Genomic DNA, 17,879 nt, shown 5'->3' with positions numbered 1-17,879 from the left:
ACGCGTGAGTTGAACCGGCGACGCTCCACCTGCCGCCTTGCCTTGCGGCGGCAAGCCGAGAAACATGTCGGCGACGGCCATGACGACTTCCTGCGCATACACCCCGTTATTACAGAAGCCAAACACTCCAAGCTTCCGCTGCGGAAACATCATGGCGAGCGCCTTGTAGCCTTCGCCCGAGCCACTGTGCCCCACTTGCTCAAGGCCACGATAAGCATTGAGCCGAAACCCAAACCCATACGTCACCGGACTGCCATCGCGCAGCCGACCCGAGGTATGCAGGAGATCGGTCAACGCCGTGCCGCCAGCAAGGCGACTGCGTTCGGCAAACAAGTTATCAGCCCACTTCGAATAGTCATCGAGCGTGGTCATCAGTCCGCCCGAGCCAAAGCTTGCCGGCGCTTCACCATCAGTGTTTCGCCAACCGTCCTTGACTCGAGAATACGGCAACGCGCGCCCTTCAGTACCGCGAGTGTCCGATCCGAAGTAAGTGTGCTTCATGCCGAGCGGCCGAAAGATATTCTGCTCGGCATAAACCGCCAACGACTGATGCGTAGTTCGTTGAATGATCTCTGCCAGCAACAGATAGCCACTGTTGCCGTAGAGATACTGAGTGCCGGGTGCGAAGTTCAGCGCACGCTGGCGTGCCAGCAAAGCAATGCGAGCCGCCTGTGTTTCATATTTCTCAGGCGTGGGAGTAAGACTGACCAGCCGGCCATGATCGCGGATACCGTCGGTGTGATAAACCAGATCCGAGATGCGAATGGGTTGCCCATAGTCAGGCAACTCGGGCAAATACTTCCGAATGTCGTCATCCAGCGAGAAGTACTTCTGATGCGCGGCAATCGCCGTCGCCGCAGCGGTGAACTGCTTGGTGATCGACGCGATACCAAACACCAGCTGCGGTGTATTGCGTGCCTTGGACTCCAGGTCCGCGAGTCCATAGGCACCCTTGAAGGCCCACTTGCCCCCCTGGAGCACACCGACTGCGCACCCCGGCTCTCCCGACTTCTCCTGACTGGCGAGAAACGCCGCGGCCTGTGTCGCCGGCGAGACAGGCGCGGCCGCGTGCGTCGTGCACGAGGCCAGCGCCAACACCAACGGCGGCAGCCACCGAACTGTGCTCATCACCTTCATGCGTTACAGCTTGTAGCCGATACGCAGCAGATAATTTCGATAAGCGTCGTACGAAATGCGGTTGGCAGAGATCGCCGCATACACATTCTCGTCAGTGACGTTGTTCACCAACAAACTGACTTCGAAGTGCTGATTCACCGGATAGTGCGCGCCGAGATCCACACGGGTGTGCCCAGGCAGGCGCAACGTATTCTGATCGTCAGCAAAGCGCGCATTCACATTCTGAACCGCAACCGAGAACGCCAGGCCGTCGAACAGGCCACCGACCAGGTCATAGCGAGACATGAGCGAAAAGGTATTCTTCGGCGCGTTCGAGAGCTCGTTGCCGTCGAGGTTGGCATCCGTCGTGTTGACCTCCGTCTTCATGTGCGCGAAGGCGGCGTACAACGTCCAGTTGGGCAACGGCTGACCATTCACCGACAACTCGACACCTTGCGATTTCACATCGCCCAGCGGCAGCTGGAAGCCAGGATTGTTCGGATCCGGCGCCAGCACGTCGGGCTTCTCCACCTGGAACACTGCGAGGTTGCCGACCAACCCAGTGCGGCCCAGCGTGAACTTGGCGCCCGCTTCGATCTGATTGCCCTCTTCAGGAGGAAAAGGCTTGGCACCTGCAGTGGTGCCGCTGCGAGGCAGGAACGATTCCGACCGGTTCGCGAACAGCGACACGTCCGGCGTGAGTTCATAGACGGCGCCGAACTGCGTCGGCCAGGCATCCTGCGACAACTTGGTGGTGACGCGAGTCGTGGTCCCTGCGGCTTGGAAGACGTTCTCCGAATCGATCTTCGCGTAACGCACGCCGAGAATCACGTGCAGCTTTTCCGCGAACGAGATGCGGTCTTGCAGGAACACGCCGTTGGTATCGGTCTGGATGCCCGAGCCGTTGATCCGTATCGGATTGGGAACGACCGAGTTGTACACCGGATTGTAGAGATCGAGCGACGTGGTCGCGACGTTGGCGCGCCCCTTGAAGTTGTCGGCTTCCTGCGAAAGGTAGTCGCCGCCGATCACGAACCGATGCCGCGCCGGGCCGGTCTCGAACTCACCGGCCAAGTCCAACCGCGCGGCGATATCGTCGCTACGCGAATCGACTGCGATGAACCGCAACATGCGCAGCGTGCGAAAGTCAGTATTCAGAAAGCCGTTGGACACGATGTCACGCGCGTCCTCCTGACCGTACGTGTAGGTGGTCACCAGCTGTGCGGTCAACGTATCGGTAAAAGAATGTTTCAGTCGTGCTTCGACACGCCGGGCCCTGCGCGTCGTGCCCGTCTCCTCTTCGTCCGGATTGGAGGCGAAGAATGAACGCCGATACTTGCCGTTGGGATTGGCCGTGAGCAAACCGGCAGCCGGTCCGCCCAGCCACGTGCCTGCGCCCCAATGGTTGCGCGAGTACAAACCTTCCAAGGTGAGCAGCGTGCGATCGGTCAGGTCGATCTCGATGGCCGGCGCCACCACGATCTTGTTCAAGCTCCAGTAGTCGAGAAAGGATTCGCGATCACGCCACTCCGCGTTCAAACGCACGCGCACGCGATCGGACAGCGGACCACCCACGTCGATCGAGTAACGTTGGTCGTTATAACTACCGAAGCCCGCTTCGGCGCTGAAATGAAAGGCGTCTTTGGGTCGCTTGGTCACCAGGTTCACGACGGCGCCCGGCTGCATCGAGCCGTACAGCACCGACGCCGGGCCCATCAGCACTTCGACCCGCTCCACGTTGACCAGATCGGCACCGTGATTCATGGTGTCCAGTGTCACACCGTTGATGGTGCGTACCGATTGAAAGCCGCGAATCACCGATTCGCCAGGATTGAAGCCGAACTCCGAATAGCGCGAGGCCGAGGTCGGCACGAATCGCAGCACGTTGTAAGTATCGACCGCCGCGACGCTGGCCAGAAACTCTGGATTGAAAGTGGTGAGTGTCTGCGGGATGTCTTTCTGCGTGTACTGAGTGGCGCGACCGAACACCGTCACGGTGTCCAGCAGAACGGAGTCGTCGTTCGCGTCAGCACTGCTTTGGTCGGCGGACGAGCCGGCCTGGCGAATCATCAGTGCTCCCGAGGAGGAGCGAACCGCGACCAGCCCGGTGTTCTGCAACAGCTTTTCGAGTGCTGCCTCGGCGGTGAACTCGCCCTTCAATTCCGGCGCCGTCAACTGCTCGACGAACTCGCTGCTGACAATGATCTGTTGTCCGGAGATTTGCCCGAATCGCTGCAGCGCCTGCGACATGGGCTGCGCGACCAGATCGAAATGGTAACTGGGTGCTGCCGCGGAGACCGCTGCGCCCATCAACGCTGCTGCTACGGCAGCGACCAGTGGCGAGGCCACTTTCGAGAATGTTCGGACCATACGCTTGCCTTATTTAGTTGTGGGCGCAGACCGTTTTGCGCTCCCCTGAAAGGACAGACGCCGGTTTCCGAAAAACCCTCAAGCCAAGGCAAACGATTTTTTTTAGCGGTGCTGAAGCGCGATGGCGCCGTCGGCGGCGGGCATGGCACGCACCGGCAGATACTCGGTGATGGTGCTGATGAAGCCTGCAGTATCGCCGGCATTGAAGAAGCCGGTGATCCGCAGCTCGGCGACACGCGGATCCGCGATGAGCAAGCGCTGTGCAGAGTAGTGACTCATTCGCTCGATGACCGAAGCCAGCGATTCACCGTCGAACACCAGATGCCCGCTCTCCCAGGCACTCACATGTGCGGCACTGACCGCAGCCACTGCAGGCGCAGTGCCCGTTCGCATCGTGAGTTGTTCGCCGGCAGCGAGTTCCACCAGTGGCGCACTGCCGGCGGCGGTAACGGCTTTGGCACTAAGAGCTTGATCACGCAAGGCGGCCACATCGACTTCCGCGCTCTGCGGAGCTACGACCACTCGCCCTTCGAGCAAGGTCACTCGCAAGTCCGGCCCGAGGGTGTCGACGTTGAATGAGGTGCCCACCGCGATGACTTGCTGGCCTCGAGCAGTGACGGAGAACGGCCTCGCCGTATCGTGTGCCACATCGAAGCGCGCCTGGCCGCGCGACAGAACGAGCGCACGCCGCTCCTTCGAATAACGCACCTGAACTTCGCTGTCCGAGTCCAAAGTAATGCGCGAATCGTCGCTCAGAGCCACGACTCGCCGCTCGCCCATCGAGGTGCTATAGGTCTCGGGCCGGGTGAGTCCCCACGCAGTCAGCAAGCCAACGATCGTGACCACCGCCACAGCGGCGGCGATTCTTTGACCGGCATTGATCGATGACCACCAGCGCTGCGTGGATGCTTTGGCAGCGTCAGCGTCCGCTAACGCGAGACGGCGCAGCTCTGCGCCCGCGTCCGACGTCTCATGCTCGTCCAACAAGCCCCACATGCCGCGCACCTGTTCCCAGGCCGCAGCGTTGTCCGGGCTCGCGTTGACCCAGGCAACGAATTCATCGCTGGAGTCGCGCCCGGAGGACTCGAAATACACCTGCCATGCCGTCGCCTCCGCCAAGGCGGCAGTGCCCCGCTCGGATTCGGCCAATGCGCGATTCATCGTTCCGTGACCTCAGGCTGCCGGCCATAACGCGTGGCCAGGTGCAACGACGCACGCATCACGTGCTTTTCGACACTACTAATAGAGATGCCGTAGCGCTCGGCGATGTCCTTGTGCTTCATTTTCTCGAGTCGGAACAGCACGAAAATATTGCGCGTCCGCTCGCCGAGTTCGTCGAGCGTGCGCACGACGTCTTCCAGCGAGGAACGGCTGCTCAAAATGCGTTCGGGCGAGAGCGTCTGGGCGAACTCCCCTTCCAGCTCCGGCCCCGCGGTATCGTCGAGGCGAATGAAGCCGGGCATGCCGGCACGCACTTGCCGGCGACGCTGATCGCGTAGCAGATTGATCGCGATCTTGAAAACGAAGTTGGCGGCGTGCTCGATGCGCCGGCGGTCGGTACTCAGGACGCGCAGCAGGACCTCTTGCGCCATGTCCTCCGCTTCGCGGCGATCCTTGATGCGACGGCTGAAGAAGGCAATGAGCGGTCCGCGAAACTGCGCGGATAGGTCACTTTGTAAGCTGGCGGCTGACGCTGGGTGATCGCTCATAAGCACCGACCATAGGCACCATCGATTCGGTTGAATCGATCGAAGTCGTAGCGCTGGCGTCGTCGGCGGCGCTCACCGCCAGATATATATCAGAGTCCGGACAGGCTGCGGACAAAAAAGACGACCGGCTTTGCATCTAGGCCGGCCAGCGGGGACTGGCAGGACAGAGCAACTCCCATGCCAGAATGGGGCGAGATCATCGCTCTCTGACCACCTGGCCGTTCTTCATGACGAAGTCGACGCTGCCCAGGACACGAGCATCGTCCAGCGGATTGCCGGGCGAAGCGATGATGTCGGCATAGTGCCCCTTGGCTAGTGAGCCACGTTCGCCGTCGATCTTCATGAGCTTGGCCCCCTGGGTGGTCATGGCTTTGACGATATAGGCCGACGGGATCCCCGCCTCCAACCAAACGTCGATGAAGTCCAAAGCCATGCGCCCGCGGTCCCGATCCGGCAAGTCGTGGGTCACGTCGGTACCGAACGCGAGCGGCACACCGATCTGATAAGCCCGACGCAGGCGTTCAACCTTGGCACGCGAGCGCTCGCGCGCAACCGCTGGATTCGACGACTTGCCACCCAACAGATGGCTCAGCGGGATGTCGGTGTTGACCAGGTAGACGCCCTTCTGCTTCATCAACTTGAGCACGGCGTCGGTCACAGCGTATGCATGCTCGATGCTATCGGCACCGCCGAGCACCGCTGCCATTGCGGTCTCGTCTTCCTTGGCATGAACAGCGAGCGTCAGTCCAACACGATGCGCTTCTTCAGCCGCCACTCGAATCTCAGCTTCCGTGTACACGCCATGCGTACCGCCGCGAAAGTCAGAGACGAGCTTGATCACGCGGGCACCGTAGAAAATGTTGGTGCGAACGGCCTTGCGCACTTCATCGACGCCGTCCGCGTCGATGTACTCGTAGTTCCAGCACGGCCCGACCGTGGGTGACACAGCGTCCTGCTGACCGCCGAACGGTGCGATGATCTTGCCGGCGTTGACGATGGTGGGACCTTTGAACAAACCTGCCTCGATGGCTCGACGCAGATCCGTATCGACATAGTTGCCAGCGTTGCCCACGTCACGCACCGTGGTGAAGCCAGCCTGCAACATCTCTTGCGCCTTGCTCAGTCCGATCAGCGCACGATAACCGTTGCCATGCTCGAGATAGTTCGCGCACAACGAGGCGGTGTAGTCATAGCTGAGATGCGTATGTAGATCCATCAGCCCCGGCAACACCCAGCGGGTGGACAGGTCGATGACGCGTGCTGGCGCCGGCACGGGCATGCGCTCTACTACATCAACGATCTTTGCGCCGTCGATCAGCACGATCTTGTCGCGCGACACACTGGCCGTGGCCGGATCAATCAGGTAACCCGCCTTGAGCGCGATAACTTCGGCGAGTGCCGGTTCGACCAGCAGGCTGCCGATCAGCGCAACGATTGCGCACACGCTGCCTCGCTTCACTGCTTCGCTCCTTGGTTGACGCGTGTTGCTTCGAATGAGTAATTCGAGCGCCGGAAAATCAAACCGTCGACGGTGCCGTGATAGCCGGTCACGAACTCAATCGAATAGTTGGAATGGCTCTCATAAACGAAATGGGTTTCGTCGGCCGGCACCAGCGTGGCCACATCGCCTGCGCCATCCTCAGTGAGCCGTAATGCGCCGTTCTCCACCCACACCTTGAACATCACCGGCTCGGTCGCGAGATTGGAACGAATGTTGATCGGCCCGTGCACCGGATCGACCCCATAGTTGCCAGCCAAAGCCGCCAAGCGCTCCGGCGCGACAGCCACTTTAGGCACCGTGATGACTTCGGTCTCCGGCCAACCCTCGGCAGCTTCCATCGAGCGACGCAACTCGGCGTACAACTTCGAGCCATTGGCGCCGTTAGTGAACATCACCACGCCATTGCCTGTGGCCAGATTGGCTTCCATGTAAGCCCGATAACTTTCATTGGCGCCGGTATGAAAGAAACGACGGCCCATGCCCGTGCCTTCCAGAAACACACCAAGCCCGACTGGGCTGGGCCCCACCTCAGTCATGACCTGGCGAGCCAGCGTGCGACTCAGAAACGCCTTGTTCTTACCATTAGTCTGGCCGCGATACGAATCGAGTAACGCAATCACCAGCTGAGCATAGTCGCTGGGAGTGCTCCACAACCCGGACGCCGCCATTTCCGGAAAGGCTTCGTAACCTCTCGGCAACGCACGCGGCTGGCCCTTCTCATCATGAGCGAAGGCAATGTTTCCGTGCGTCTCGGGCAGCGGATTCACGTAGGTGCTTCGGCGCATGCCCAGCGGCTCGAGCACGTGGTTGCGTGCAGCCTCCACGAAAGACACGCCTGTCACATCCTCAATGGCGAGCTGTTCGACCTGCACAGCACCGCCGGAGTAACGCCAGTGCGTGCCCGGAATGAAATCGACTCGTAGCGGCGCAGTCTTCGACGGCGCGACTCCACGCAGTGTGTCGAGATTCGTCGGCAGCGCTTCGCCCGGCTGAAAGTCGGGAAAGTTGCCCAGATTCATGCCGGCGGTATGCGACAGGATGCCGCGCAATGTGACTGGTTGGAGCTGCGTGTACGCGTTCGATGGCACCTGCCAGCGTTTGAGATAGGCACCGATGTCGCGGTCGATGTCGATCTTGCCGACGTCGGCGAGTCGCAACGTCACCGCTGCAGCGCCGACTTTGCTGAGCGAGCCGACGCTGAACACCGTTTGCGCGTCGATGGCTTCATTGCTGCCGGCCCGTTTCACTCCATACGTCTTCACCCACGCAAGCTTGCCATCGCGAATCACCGCGATACTGACTCCCGGCACATGCCAGTAGGCCATGCGTTCATCGATGTTCCAACGAACTGGCTTGTCACCCACGAACTGCAGCGCTGGACGCAATCCCGTCTCGAACGCACGAATGACTTGCGCGTCACGCGTGTTGACGCTGCTAGCCAGCGCAGAGAACGTCAGTGTCGCCAGGCTGGCGGCGACGATGGAACGAACAATGAATTTCACTGGGCTACTTCCTCGGACGAAGCCTGGGATGAATCTTTGGATGAATCTTGGGGCGGCGCTTTAGGGTTGGAGCATGCGTCGCATCGATACACGATCCGTCCGCCGAGCATGGTCCACTGCACTTGGGTCTGCGCGATCTGCTCCGGCGTCAGTGCAGCGACATTGCGATCGAGCAGAATCAGGTCCGCTTCTTTGCCGACGACGATGGAGCCGACCTTGTCTTGCAAGCGCGCAGCAGTCGCGGCGCCGATGGTATACGCGTCGAGCATCCTGGGCAGCGACATGCGCTCGTGCTCATTGAGCACACCGAACGGCCCAGCGCGAGTCATAGCCTGTGCGATGGCTTCCCAGGGATTGCCGCTGCTCACTGGCCAGTCGCTGCCGCCAGCAATGATGGCTCCCGCATCGGCCAGCGACCGAGCTGCGTACTGCTCTTCCCAAACCTCGGGAGTGAGATAGGGCTTGATCAATTGTTGCTCGGTCTCATCCAGCGTCGCCCACAACAATTGGAACGAAGCGACCGCACCCAGCTGCTTGAATCGAGGGACGTCCGGAGGCGCGATCAAATGAAGATGCGCGAGCGAGTGATGAATCGTGCCGGAGGGGTTCTGTTTGCGCGCCGCTTCGATTGAATCGAGCGCGACTCGTACGGCGCGATCGCCGATCGCATGAATATGAACCAGCATGTCATGGCGCTCGGCATCGGTGACGATACGCGCCATCTCGGCGGGTTCGATCTTGAGCGCACCGGTGCCACCCGTGCCTATATAAGGAGTGAGCACGGCCGCGGTCTGGGCGGGATAGTCGACTATGCCGTCGGCAAACAGCTTGACGCCAACGACCGAGAAGTTCGGCAGGCCCGAGTACTTGTCTCGTAACCGGTAGATCTCCGGCAGCTCTTGAGAACTCTGCGCTTCCAGCAAGGCCGACACTCTCAAGGTCAGATCGCCGGACTGCGCCAGGTCCTGATACAACTTCAGGATGGCCTCGCCATCGGACGACGGGTGACCGGCATTCGCTTCGAGTAATGCAGTGACGCCGTGCGAATTGAGATAGCGCACGGCTGTTTCGCCCCAGGCTCGCTCATAGCGACCGTCGCGCCCAGGCAGGCCGCGAAACAAATTGGAGGCACCGGCTTCGACGGCGAAACCGGTCGGCTCGCCGGCACTATCAACTGAGTAGTCTTTGCGTTTCTCCGCCGGCATGGCGGCCAGCGACTCGCGACTGATGCCGAGCACCTGAAGCATTGGCTGGTTCGCCCACGCCGTATGCGCGTCCGAACCTGCAAACAACGTCGGCCGCGCTGTGTAGGGCGGCTTGTTGAAGATGGCGCCGAGATTCTCCGACCACATCGAAGGATGTACGCCAACGATGACCACGCGGCCTTCATGCAACGCCTTGCCACTTGCGATGGCCTCGTCGACGAATGCCTTGAACTGCGGCAAGGTCACGTGACCGCCGCCGATATCTGCGAGAGTCATCTGGCGCCCGCCGGCCAACGGATGCACGTGACTGTCGATGAGCCCGGGCATCAACATGCCGCCGTTCAGATCGACCACTTTTGTTTTGGATCCGATCCAAGCGGTCATCGCCGCGTCATCCGCGACCGCAACGATCTTGCCGCCGCGAATCGCCACCGCTTGCGCCCACGGCTGATTCGGGTTGGCGGTGTAGACCTTGCCGTTCTTCAACACCTCGTCGGCGGGCTGAGGGGCTGCTGGTCGCGTGCACGCGGCCACAATCGCCAGCAACACGCTCGCGATCATCGTGAGAGTGAACTTGGACACGGGGACTCCTGAACCGAGGGACGGCGGCCGGAAGATTTCTCCGACCGCCGCGACGACTCACAACCTTCAGTAGCTCGCGCTGAACGACATCCGGAAAGTGCGCGGCTCGCCGTACATCAGGAATCCTTGCTGCGTACCGCTGAAGTAGTTCTTGTCCGTGAGGTTCTCCACGATCAGGCGCAGCTTGGCCTGGGTCTGACCGAGCGGGAAGCCGTAGATCAAGCCGGCGTCGAAGCGCACATAGTCGTCGATGGCGAAGGTGTTGGCGGTATCGACGAAACGCTCGCCCGAGTAGAAGGCGCCGGCGTTGACCGACAGGTCGGCCGGGATCGGCAGCCGCCAGTTGGCATACACACTGGCCTTGATCTTGGGCACGTTGAACGGCTGCTTGCCATCCCGCAAACCACCGGCCGTTTTCTTCAGTTCGGCGTCGATGTACAGCGCGCTCGTGACCAGACGCAAATCCTTGGTCAGCTGACCGGCCAGCATGGCCTCGACACCCCGGTGTACCTGACGGCCGTCCTGGACGTAATAGTTATTGTCGTCGATCAGCTCCAGGCCTTTGTCGATCTCGAACACGGCAGCGGAGAATGTGGCGCCGTCCGCCAGGTCCGCCTTCACCCCCACCTCATATTGTTTGCTCTTGAGCGGCGACATGACCTGACCGACATTCGCAGTGCCGACCGGCGCCTGCCCGCCCACCTCGAGTCCTTCGGCATAGCTGGCGTAGATGGACACATTGGAGCGCGGCTTGAAGATGACGCCGCCGCTGGGCGTGATCGCCGACTCGTCGTACAGCCAGTCGCGAGTATGGTTGTCACCGTAGAAGGTCTCGAACTTCGGCTGGGTGTAGCGCACGCCGGCGAACAGATTCAGCCAGTCGGTCACGTGCATGTAATCGGTGGCATAGACGGCGAACTGATTCAGACGCTCCATCAACATCGAGTCACCCACCGCCGGGTTGGGATTGGCGATGTGCACGGACGGGTCGAAGATGTTCTTGGTGCCGGCCAGTACGAAGCCACCGGCCGCCGGGAAGTAATTGGGATGTTCCATATGCAGCGCGCCGATGACCAGGTCGTGCCGCACCGGTCCGGTCTGCACCGTGCCCGACAGGGATGCTTCCAAAGTCAGCGGCGAGAACTCCTGGTCCGGCGCGCGCCAGTAGTAAACCTCGTAGTCACCGTTGGGCTGCATGGAGTTGCCCACCAGATAGAACTGCGAATGGTTGCGCCACACCTGCGATTTCTGGGCCGCGAAACGCACCTTCCAATCCGGGCTCAACTCATAAGTCATCCGCACCGAACCCATGAAGGTGCGCGTTGGATACCGGGTGTATTCCTCGCCGATGTAGACGCGGCGATCGATGCGCTTCAGGAAGGAGCGAATCTCATCATGACTGAACTGGGTCTGATCGAAGAGATCGAAGTCCACGTTCTGGCCGAGCTTGGTGTCGCGATACTGATATTCAGCGTCCGCCTCCACCAGCAGGTTCTCGGTGGGCGTCCAGGTCAGGAACATGCTGACCATCTCTCGCTTGCCGTCCACGCCGCGAATGAACTGCTCTTCATGCGCGCGCACGACGTTGAAACGAACCCCGATGTCATCGCTGAGCTTGCCGCCCAGATCCAGATGCACGCCGTAGCCGCCATTGCTGTCACCGAACACGTCCATGAATCGATACGGCGTTTCGGTAGGCCGTTTCAACACATAGTTGACGATGCCGCCTGGCGCAGTGAAGCCATAGCGCAAGGCCGTGAGTCCTTTGACGATCTCCACCGCAGCCTTGTTCTCGAAAGGCATCTGCGCGTTGTTCGGGAAAATACTGCCTTCACGGTAGTAACCGCTTTCGTTGGCGAGCGTGAAGCCGCGAATCGACACCGAGTCGTAGAAGCCGACGCCGCCGCTGTTATTACCCGTGCCGGTAGACGCATCGTTCTTGGCGACATGAAACAACGTGCGAACCTGTTGGTCTTGCAACAGTTCGATCGGGAATGCGGTGACCTGGAACGGCGTATCGAGGATGCTTTGCTCGCCGAACAGTGCCGACGATTGGGTGCGCGAGTTGTAGCCCAACTCACGGATGCCCACGACCGTGACTTCTTCCAGACGCTGGTTGTTTGTTTCGTCCTTGCCCCCTTCCGAGGCAGAGCCAACCGGCGCTCGCGGCGGGCTCTCGGTCTGCGCCACTCGCAGGAAGCCCTCCGGCGAGCGTGCGGAGGCACCCTTCTCCACCCCGCCATCGCGAGGCGTAGAGATTCTTACGGTGCGGGCGTTGACGAACTCATAGCGCAGCTCGGTGCCCATCAACAGTTTCTGCAAGGCTTGCTGGGCCGACAAGGCGCCTGTCACGCCTGGTGTCATCACGGCACCAGCCGGCAGATCCTCATCCCTCAGCACCACTTGCAACCCGGTTTGATCGGCAAACTGCTCCAGCGCCGCCCGGATGGGCTGCGGCTCGATATGGAATGCCACCCGCGCCGCCTCGTCGTTGGCACAGGCCATGCCACTCAACAGTAGCGCGACGCTCGTGGCCAGCAGGCGTTTCGAAATCGTCATCGGCTCCTCCCCAGGATTATTCTAGTGTCGGTATAGGGCTAGTGGGATACGAGCGGGGAAACCTTGATCGGTAAATTAAAAATCAAGGAATTGGTCCGACGACCCCACTAAGGTGTACTAGGGGAGTCCATTCACACAGGCCATGACCCAGGCGAAACCAAAACCTCTCGATGCGGCAGCCCGGCTGGCGGCCGTCGCATTCCAGAAGTACGAGGGGGCGCTACACCGCTATGTGCTACGGCGGTTGCGGCGGCCCCAGTCGGCTCCGGACATTACTCAGGACATTTTCGAGCGCTTCCTGAAGGTGAACCGCGCCGACGCCATTCGCAATCCCCAGGCCTATTTGTTCGGTATCGCCGCCCATGTGCTGAGCGAAGCCCACTATCACCAGGAGCACGATCCGGTGACCTATGACTCGGAGCTGCTCGAAAAGCGTGCCGAGCTGGCCGGCAGCGGCAGCCCGGATGAATTGACGGACACGCTGGCCATGCAAAGAGACCTGCTCAACGCGCTCAAGGCGCTGCCCGACAACCATCTGACCGCGGTGTTGCTGGTGAAAGGCGAAGGCTTGTCCTACGAGGAAGCGGCCCGTGCCGCCGGCTTCACTGAAAGCACCATCGGCACTTATGTCACGCATGCTCGGGCCAAGTTGAAGCTGATGCTCGAGGAGTACTACAGCGGCGCGGAGTCTTCGCCATGACCCTGGTTCAGAAACAAATCGACCGGCTGCTGGCGCAGCGGGCGTCCGAATGGGTCGAAATATTGAAGACCGCCGGCCCGGCCGAGCGCGAAGCCTTCGTGGACTGGCTGCGTGAATCGCGCCGGCACGTCGAAGAATTCCTGACCGCAGTTGCCATCGAGAAGGAGCTGGACGGGCTGGACATGCAAGGCCGGTTCGACCGGGACGCGTTGCTACGCCGGGTGTGCGCCACCATTGCGCCGCTGCCCTTGCCGGCGACGGATACCACCAGCGTCGTGACCAAACCTCGGCGTCACATTGGTCGCCGCTGGGCAGCGGCGTTGGCGGCGGGCTTTGCAGTTGCAATCATCAGCCTGCTATTCGCGGGCGATTTCTTCGTACCTACACAGAATTTTGTGACGGCGCCCGGCATGCAACAGTCCGTCGAGCTGAAAGACGGATCCGTGGTGCAACTGAATGCCGACTCTCACGTGCAGGTACGCTTGCGTCGGTCGACGCGAGAACTGCAGTTGCTGAGAGGCGAGGCGCTGTTCAAGGTTGCTCACGATGCGAACCGTCCCTTCCGCGTGCACGCCGGCAATGCGGTGGTTCAAGCCTTGGGGACACAGTTTAACGTTAGCAAACAAGCCACCGGCACCGTGGTTTCGGTGGTCGAAGGCAAAGTGCGGGTGTCCAGCGCCAACGACGCGTCAGGCAGCAACGCACTCGCTTCGAACGAAGCCTCGAATGGCACGCTGCCCGTCGCCGCGTTGATCGCCGGTCAGCAAGCTGTGGTTGCGTCGACTGGAGCGATCACCCGCAATGAAGCTGCCGATGTGAAACAAACGCTGGCTTGGCAACCGCAACGCCTGGTGTTCCGGCAAACGTCGTTGGAAGACATCGTGCACCAGTTCAATAGTCACAATGTCACGCCGAAGCTGCGCCTGATCGGCATCGACCCCGGCTCGCACCATTACTCGGCCACCTTCGATGCCGAAGATCCGCAGTCCTTCGGCGATCTGTTGGAGAAGGAACCGGACCTGGCCGTCGAACGGCGGGCTGGGGAGATCTTGATTCGCAGGCGTTAGCGACTGGCGGCGTCTACGCGAGTGAAGAACACATTGCGTACTCTGCCCGCGTGCACGGCGAAGCCAGTCACCGCATCGTTCGCGTCGCGCTTGAACTGAACGGTCTGAAGCCACCACTCCGGGGACTCGAACTGATCTTGTGCGGTCGGTGACAGGGGCAGCGCTTCGGTCATCCACAAAGAGTTCACCACCAAGCGGCCGTGCTCGACTGCGATTCGATAGGTAATGTCGAGTTCGTCACTGCGATAGTTTCCAGCCAGCGCTGCGAGTTCTCGAGGTGACGGCGTCACCAGACTGACTCGCTGATAGATCTCATCACGACGCCCGCCGCCATTGGATTCTCTGAGCGCCGTCACCCTGCCCTGCGGGTCTCGAAGCGGCGTCAGGAAATTATTCCAGGCACGCAAGGAATCGTTAACATCCAGCGTGCCATCCACGCGCGCGTTCAAAGTCGCAGCTTCTAGTCCGTAGCTGCGAATCGTGATTGCGATGTCGGCCCCGCTTCTTTGCAGTGTGATCAGCGGGCCATGAGCCGCAAGATAGTGACCTTCCAATGCCTCGATTTGAGCGGCCGATAGCGTCGCTTTCAGCGGCACCAGCGGCTTGCCGCCAGCATCGCCCAGCCACGCCCTGACAATCGCTTGGTTGAGCGCGGCCGTGTCACCGTTCGAGTTACGCAGAATGACGACGGCGAAGTCGTCGCGTGGAAAGTAATTGAAATCGGCGCGAAACTCGGCCGTCCAGCCGCCATGGCCTTTGCCCTCGTGCCCCGCGAAAACGACTGGCGTCAGTCCGTAGCCATAACCCAGCGCCGTCCCATCGTTGAGCCGGCCCATCTCGAGCAACTGCGCGACCAGCGCATCATCGCCCACCGTCGGCCGTGACAGGTTGCCAGCCCACAGCAGCATGTCGTGCACAGTAGTGAACAAATTGATGGAGCCGAGCAGATCATGATTGTCGAGATGCGAACGCCAGTGCCGATCCGTGGCGTCGCGCCCATAAGAGTTCGCCTTGCCTGGAATCAATTCATGAATGTCATCCCGAAAAAAACTCTGGGTCATGCCCAGCGGCGCGAAGATCCGCTCGCTGGTGAACTGTCGGAAGGAACGTCCCGAGACCTTACTCACCAATTGCGCCAGTAACACGTAGTTGGTGTTGCTGTAGAGATGATCCGTGCCCGGAGCAAAGTTCAGCGCTCGTTGCGCAGCTACCAGGTTGAGCACCTGCTGCTGCCGGCGATAGTCTTCCTTGACCCGCCCGGCCATGATGAAGAGGTTGCCCTCCTCGCGCAGTCCACTGGTGTGAAAAATCAGCTGCCGTATGGTGATGGACTCGCCGAAGTCCGGCACACCAGGCAAGTACTTGCGGACATCGTCATCGAGCTGCAACTTGCCATCGCGCACCAGCAACAGCACGGCGTACGCGGTCACATGCTTCGACACACTCGCGACGTTGAAAACTGTCCGCGCAGTCACCGGCGAGCCGTGTTCGAGATCAGCCGTGCCACGCGTGGCGACGTAAACCGGTTTGCCGTGATGAAAGACACCGACCGCCAGGCCCGGTCGACCGCGCCAGTCAGTCTCATCCAACAACGCGTCGATGGTTGCTGCTGGGCTTGAAGATGCCGCGACGGCGTGCAGTGGCGAGCCAATCAACGCGACGAACAGCAACCACATCATTCTCATCGGCAACACCATCAATGAGCTGCGTCGTCTTCGTACTCGAAAGGCTGCGTGTCGTTCGGCCTGCTCGGCAAAGGCATCCGCGGTAACGGCGCATCGCGCTCGGCGGACAGCAGCAACATCGATGCGAGAATCACGGCCGACTGCTGCAAGTCTGGGATCTTCAAGTGATCGTAGCTATCCAAACTGGAGTGAGCCACGCGGCTGCCGTAGTCGAGCGGATCTTGAATGAACTGAAAGCCGGGCAAACCCACCGACTGGAACGGCACATGATCGGTCGAACCCGTCGGCTTCGCGACCACCGCAGTCGCACCCATGCTGGCGAACGGCGCCAGCCATTGTTTAAAAATGGGCACCACTGCAAGATTTCCTTCGGTGTAGATGCCGCGCACCTTTCCCGAGCCATTGTCCATATTGAAATAAGCTGCGAGCTGGTCGTAACCGGGCTGCTTGGTCACCGGCCAACGCATCGTCCATGTGTAGTACGGAGGCAGCCTGGCGAGCTGCGGATCGTCCAGAGCGCCGCGGGTCGCGATGTGACGCTCTACATAGGCCGCCGACCCCAGCATGCCCTGCTCTTCCCCGGACCAAAGCACAAAACGAATCGTGCGCTTTGGTTTGACGTTCAGTGCTCGCAGGATGCGAGCAGCTTCCATGACGACCACGCTACCCGCAGCGTTGTCTTGAGCACCATCCGATGCCACCCAGCTGTCGAGATGCGCACCAGCCATCACATATCCGGCTGAGCGATCCTGACCTGGCAGATCGGCCAGGATGTTGTACGCCTGAGTGTCCTGGTCGTGAAAGCGCACGTTGCTCACGATCTCCAGCTCGGGAACAGCAGTGGTTTTCGCGAGCCGAGCCAGCTTTCGATAGTCCTCTGCCGCCAGCTCCACACCGGGCAGCGTCGGTGTCATTCCCGATGCGTACCCGTATCCCTCGCCGTGCAGGAGTCCGCCATCGCGATACGCTTTGCGCACCCATGCCACGGCACCTTCCGCTGCCAGGAACTCATCCTGACGGCGGTCGAACAAACCACGCTGCAGTAGTTTCTGGCGCTCGACTTCGGAATGGTTGGGTTGCTGGTACGTATCGAACTGCGCCAGCGTCTCATTGGCATGGCGCCGAAACGGGGCTTTGTCCGGTTCCGATCCCGAATCGGGCTGCGTAACCAAAACGATCTTGCCGCGCAATCGACCACGCCATTTCTCGAAGTCACGTTCATCCGACAAAGGTGCAACGATGACTGGCGCGGTGATCGCTCCCTGTGTCGATGGCGTCCAGGCGATGGGAATCGCACGCAGCGTCAACGTGCGAGGCGCCACCATTCGCACGCTCGAACTCTCGATCGACCAACCGCGGCCGAACTCGAATCCCTCGGCTCGCACATTCGAAAGTCCCCAATGCCGCAGCCGCTGTTGTGCCCAAACTTCAGCCTCGCGCATCTGCGGTGAATTGGTCATTCGCCCACCGATGCGATCCGTGAGATGAGCGACAGTGGTCGCGATCTCGCTATGGTTGAAGCCTTGATCGACGATACGATCCAGCGCCGCCAGATCGACCACGTCGGCGGCGCACACAGGCAGCGCCGCGGCACTGAACACCAGGCCGTAAATAAGTTTCATCAGGCGCCTCGCCGCACTGGCTCAGAACGTGACCTTCACGTTGGCCAGGTAGGTGCGACCGGCGTTGCGCATGATGACGACCGGTGAGAAGCCGTTGTAGATATCCTCATCGGTGATGTTGTTGCCGCGCAGGCTCAGCTCGATGTCGTTATCGAAGGTGTAATGAATGGCTAAATCGATGCGCGTGCTGGCAGGCAATTCCAGTTGGTTGGCGGGGTCCGCATATTTGACGCCCAGATAATTGGCCGCGACCGACGCTCC

Annotated in this window: 12 protein-coding genes and 1 pseudogene; 2 read left to right on the top strand and 11 right to left on the bottom strand. The window is 60.7% G+C overall.

Annotated features, from left to right (window positions below; all coding sequences use genetic code 11):
* From JNL55_RS12275 to JNL55_RS12240, 8 genes are all read right to left on the bottom strand, one after another.
* Positions 1-1,128 (bottom strand): serine hydrolase domain-containing protein (locus JNL55_RS12275; protein WP_293853198.1); only part of this gene is annotated, 1,128 nt, incomplete at its 3' end.
* A gap of 12 nt (positions 1,129-1,140) precedes the next feature.
* A complete protein-coding gene (locus JNL55_RS12270; RefSeq protein ID WP_293853196.1) occupies positions 1,141-3,486 on the bottom strand; it encodes a TonB-dependent siderophore receptor in 2,346 nt (781 codons plus the stop codon).
* A gap of 102 nt (positions 3,487-3,588) precedes the next feature.
* Positions 3,589-4,647: a FecR family protein gene (locus JNL55_RS12265; protein ID WP_293853193.1), complete on the bottom strand. Its 1,059-nt coding sequence runs from the start codon at positions 4,645-4,647 to the stop codon at positions 3,589-3,591.
* Positions 4,644-5,195: an RNA polymerase sigma factor gene (locus JNL55_RS12260; protein WP_293853191.1), complete on the bottom strand. Its 552-nt coding sequence runs from the start codon at positions 5,193-5,195 to the stop codon at positions 4,644-4,646. Before JNL55_RS12260 ends, JNL55_RS12265 begins: the two co-directional genes overlap by 4 nt.
* 196 nt (positions 5,196-5,391) lie before the next feature.
* Positions 5,392-6,654, bottom strand: coding sequence for an amidohydrolase family protein (locus JNL55_RS12255; protein ID WP_293853189.1), 1,263 nt, complete (start codon positions 6,652-6,654; stop codon positions 5,392-5,394).
* Entirely contained in the window at positions 6,651-8,198 is a 1,548-nt protein-coding gene (locus tag JNL55_RS12250; protein ID WP_293853187.1) for a serine hydrolase domain-containing protein, read from the bottom strand. The genes JNL55_RS12255 and JNL55_RS12250 overlap by 4 nt, the downstream gene beginning before the upstream one ends.
* On the bottom strand, positions 8,195-9,985 hold the full coding sequence (locus JNL55_RS12245) for an amidohydrolase (RefSeq protein WP_293853185.1): 1,791 nt from the start codon (positions 9,983-9,985) through the stop codon (positions 8,195-8,197). The genes JNL55_RS12250 and JNL55_RS12245 overlap by 4 nt, the downstream gene beginning before the upstream one ends.
* Positions 9,986-10,051: 66 nt before the next feature.
* On the bottom strand, positions 10,052-12,544 hold the full coding sequence (locus JNL55_RS12240) for a TonB-dependent siderophore receptor (protein ID WP_293853182.1): 2,493 nt from the start codon (positions 12,542-12,544) through the stop codon (positions 10,052-10,054).
* Positions 12,545-12,686: 142 nt separating this feature from the next.
* Here JNL55_RS12240 and JNL55_RS12235 point away from each other — a divergent pair, with 142 nt between their 5' ends.
* Together JNL55_RS12235 and JNL55_RS12230 are read left to right on the top strand one after the other, a co-directional pair.
* Positions 12,687-13,244, top strand: coding sequence for an RNA polymerase sigma factor (locus JNL55_RS12235; protein ID WP_293853180.1), 558 nt, complete (start codon positions 12,687-12,689; stop codon positions 13,242-13,244).
* Positions 13,241-14,311, top strand: coding sequence for a FecR family protein (locus JNL55_RS12230; RefSeq protein WP_293853178.1), 1,071 nt, complete (start codon positions 13,241-13,243; stop codon positions 14,309-14,311). Before JNL55_RS12235 ends, JNL55_RS12230 begins: the two co-directional genes overlap by 4 nt.
* Here the strand turns inward: JNL55_RS12230 and JNL55_RS12225 are convergent.
* The 3 genes and pseudogenes from JNL55_RS12225 to JNL55_RS12215 form a co-directional block, all read right to left on the bottom strand.
* The gene (locus JNL55_RS12225) at positions 14,308-15,996 is read right to left on the bottom strand and encodes a serine hydrolase domain-containing protein (protein ID WP_293853176.1); all 1,689 of its coding nucleotides are present in this window, start codon (positions 15,994-15,996) and stop codon (positions 14,308-14,310) included. The two genes, JNL55_RS12230 and JNL55_RS12225, sit on opposite strands and share 4 nt — an antisense overlap.
* A gap of 11 nt (positions 15,997-16,007) precedes the next feature.
* The gene (locus tag JNL55_RS12220; protein ID WP_293853174.1) at positions 16,008-17,618 is read right to left on the bottom strand and encodes a M20/M25/M40 family metallo-hydrolase; all 1,611 of its coding nucleotides are present in this window, start codon (positions 17,616-17,618) and stop codon (positions 16,008-16,010) included.
* A gap of 21 nt (positions 17,619-17,639) precedes the next feature.
* Positions 17,640-17,879: pseudogene (locus JNL55_RS12215) on the bottom strand (TonB-dependent receptor); the annotation flags it as partial.

The sequence above is a fragment of the Steroidobacter sp. genome, assembly GCF_016790065.1.
Lineage (GTDB): Bacteria > Pseudomonadota > Gammaproteobacteria > Steroidobacterales > Steroidobacteraceae > Steroidobacter.
This window is presented reverse-complemented; position numbering and strand designations above follow the sequence as displayed.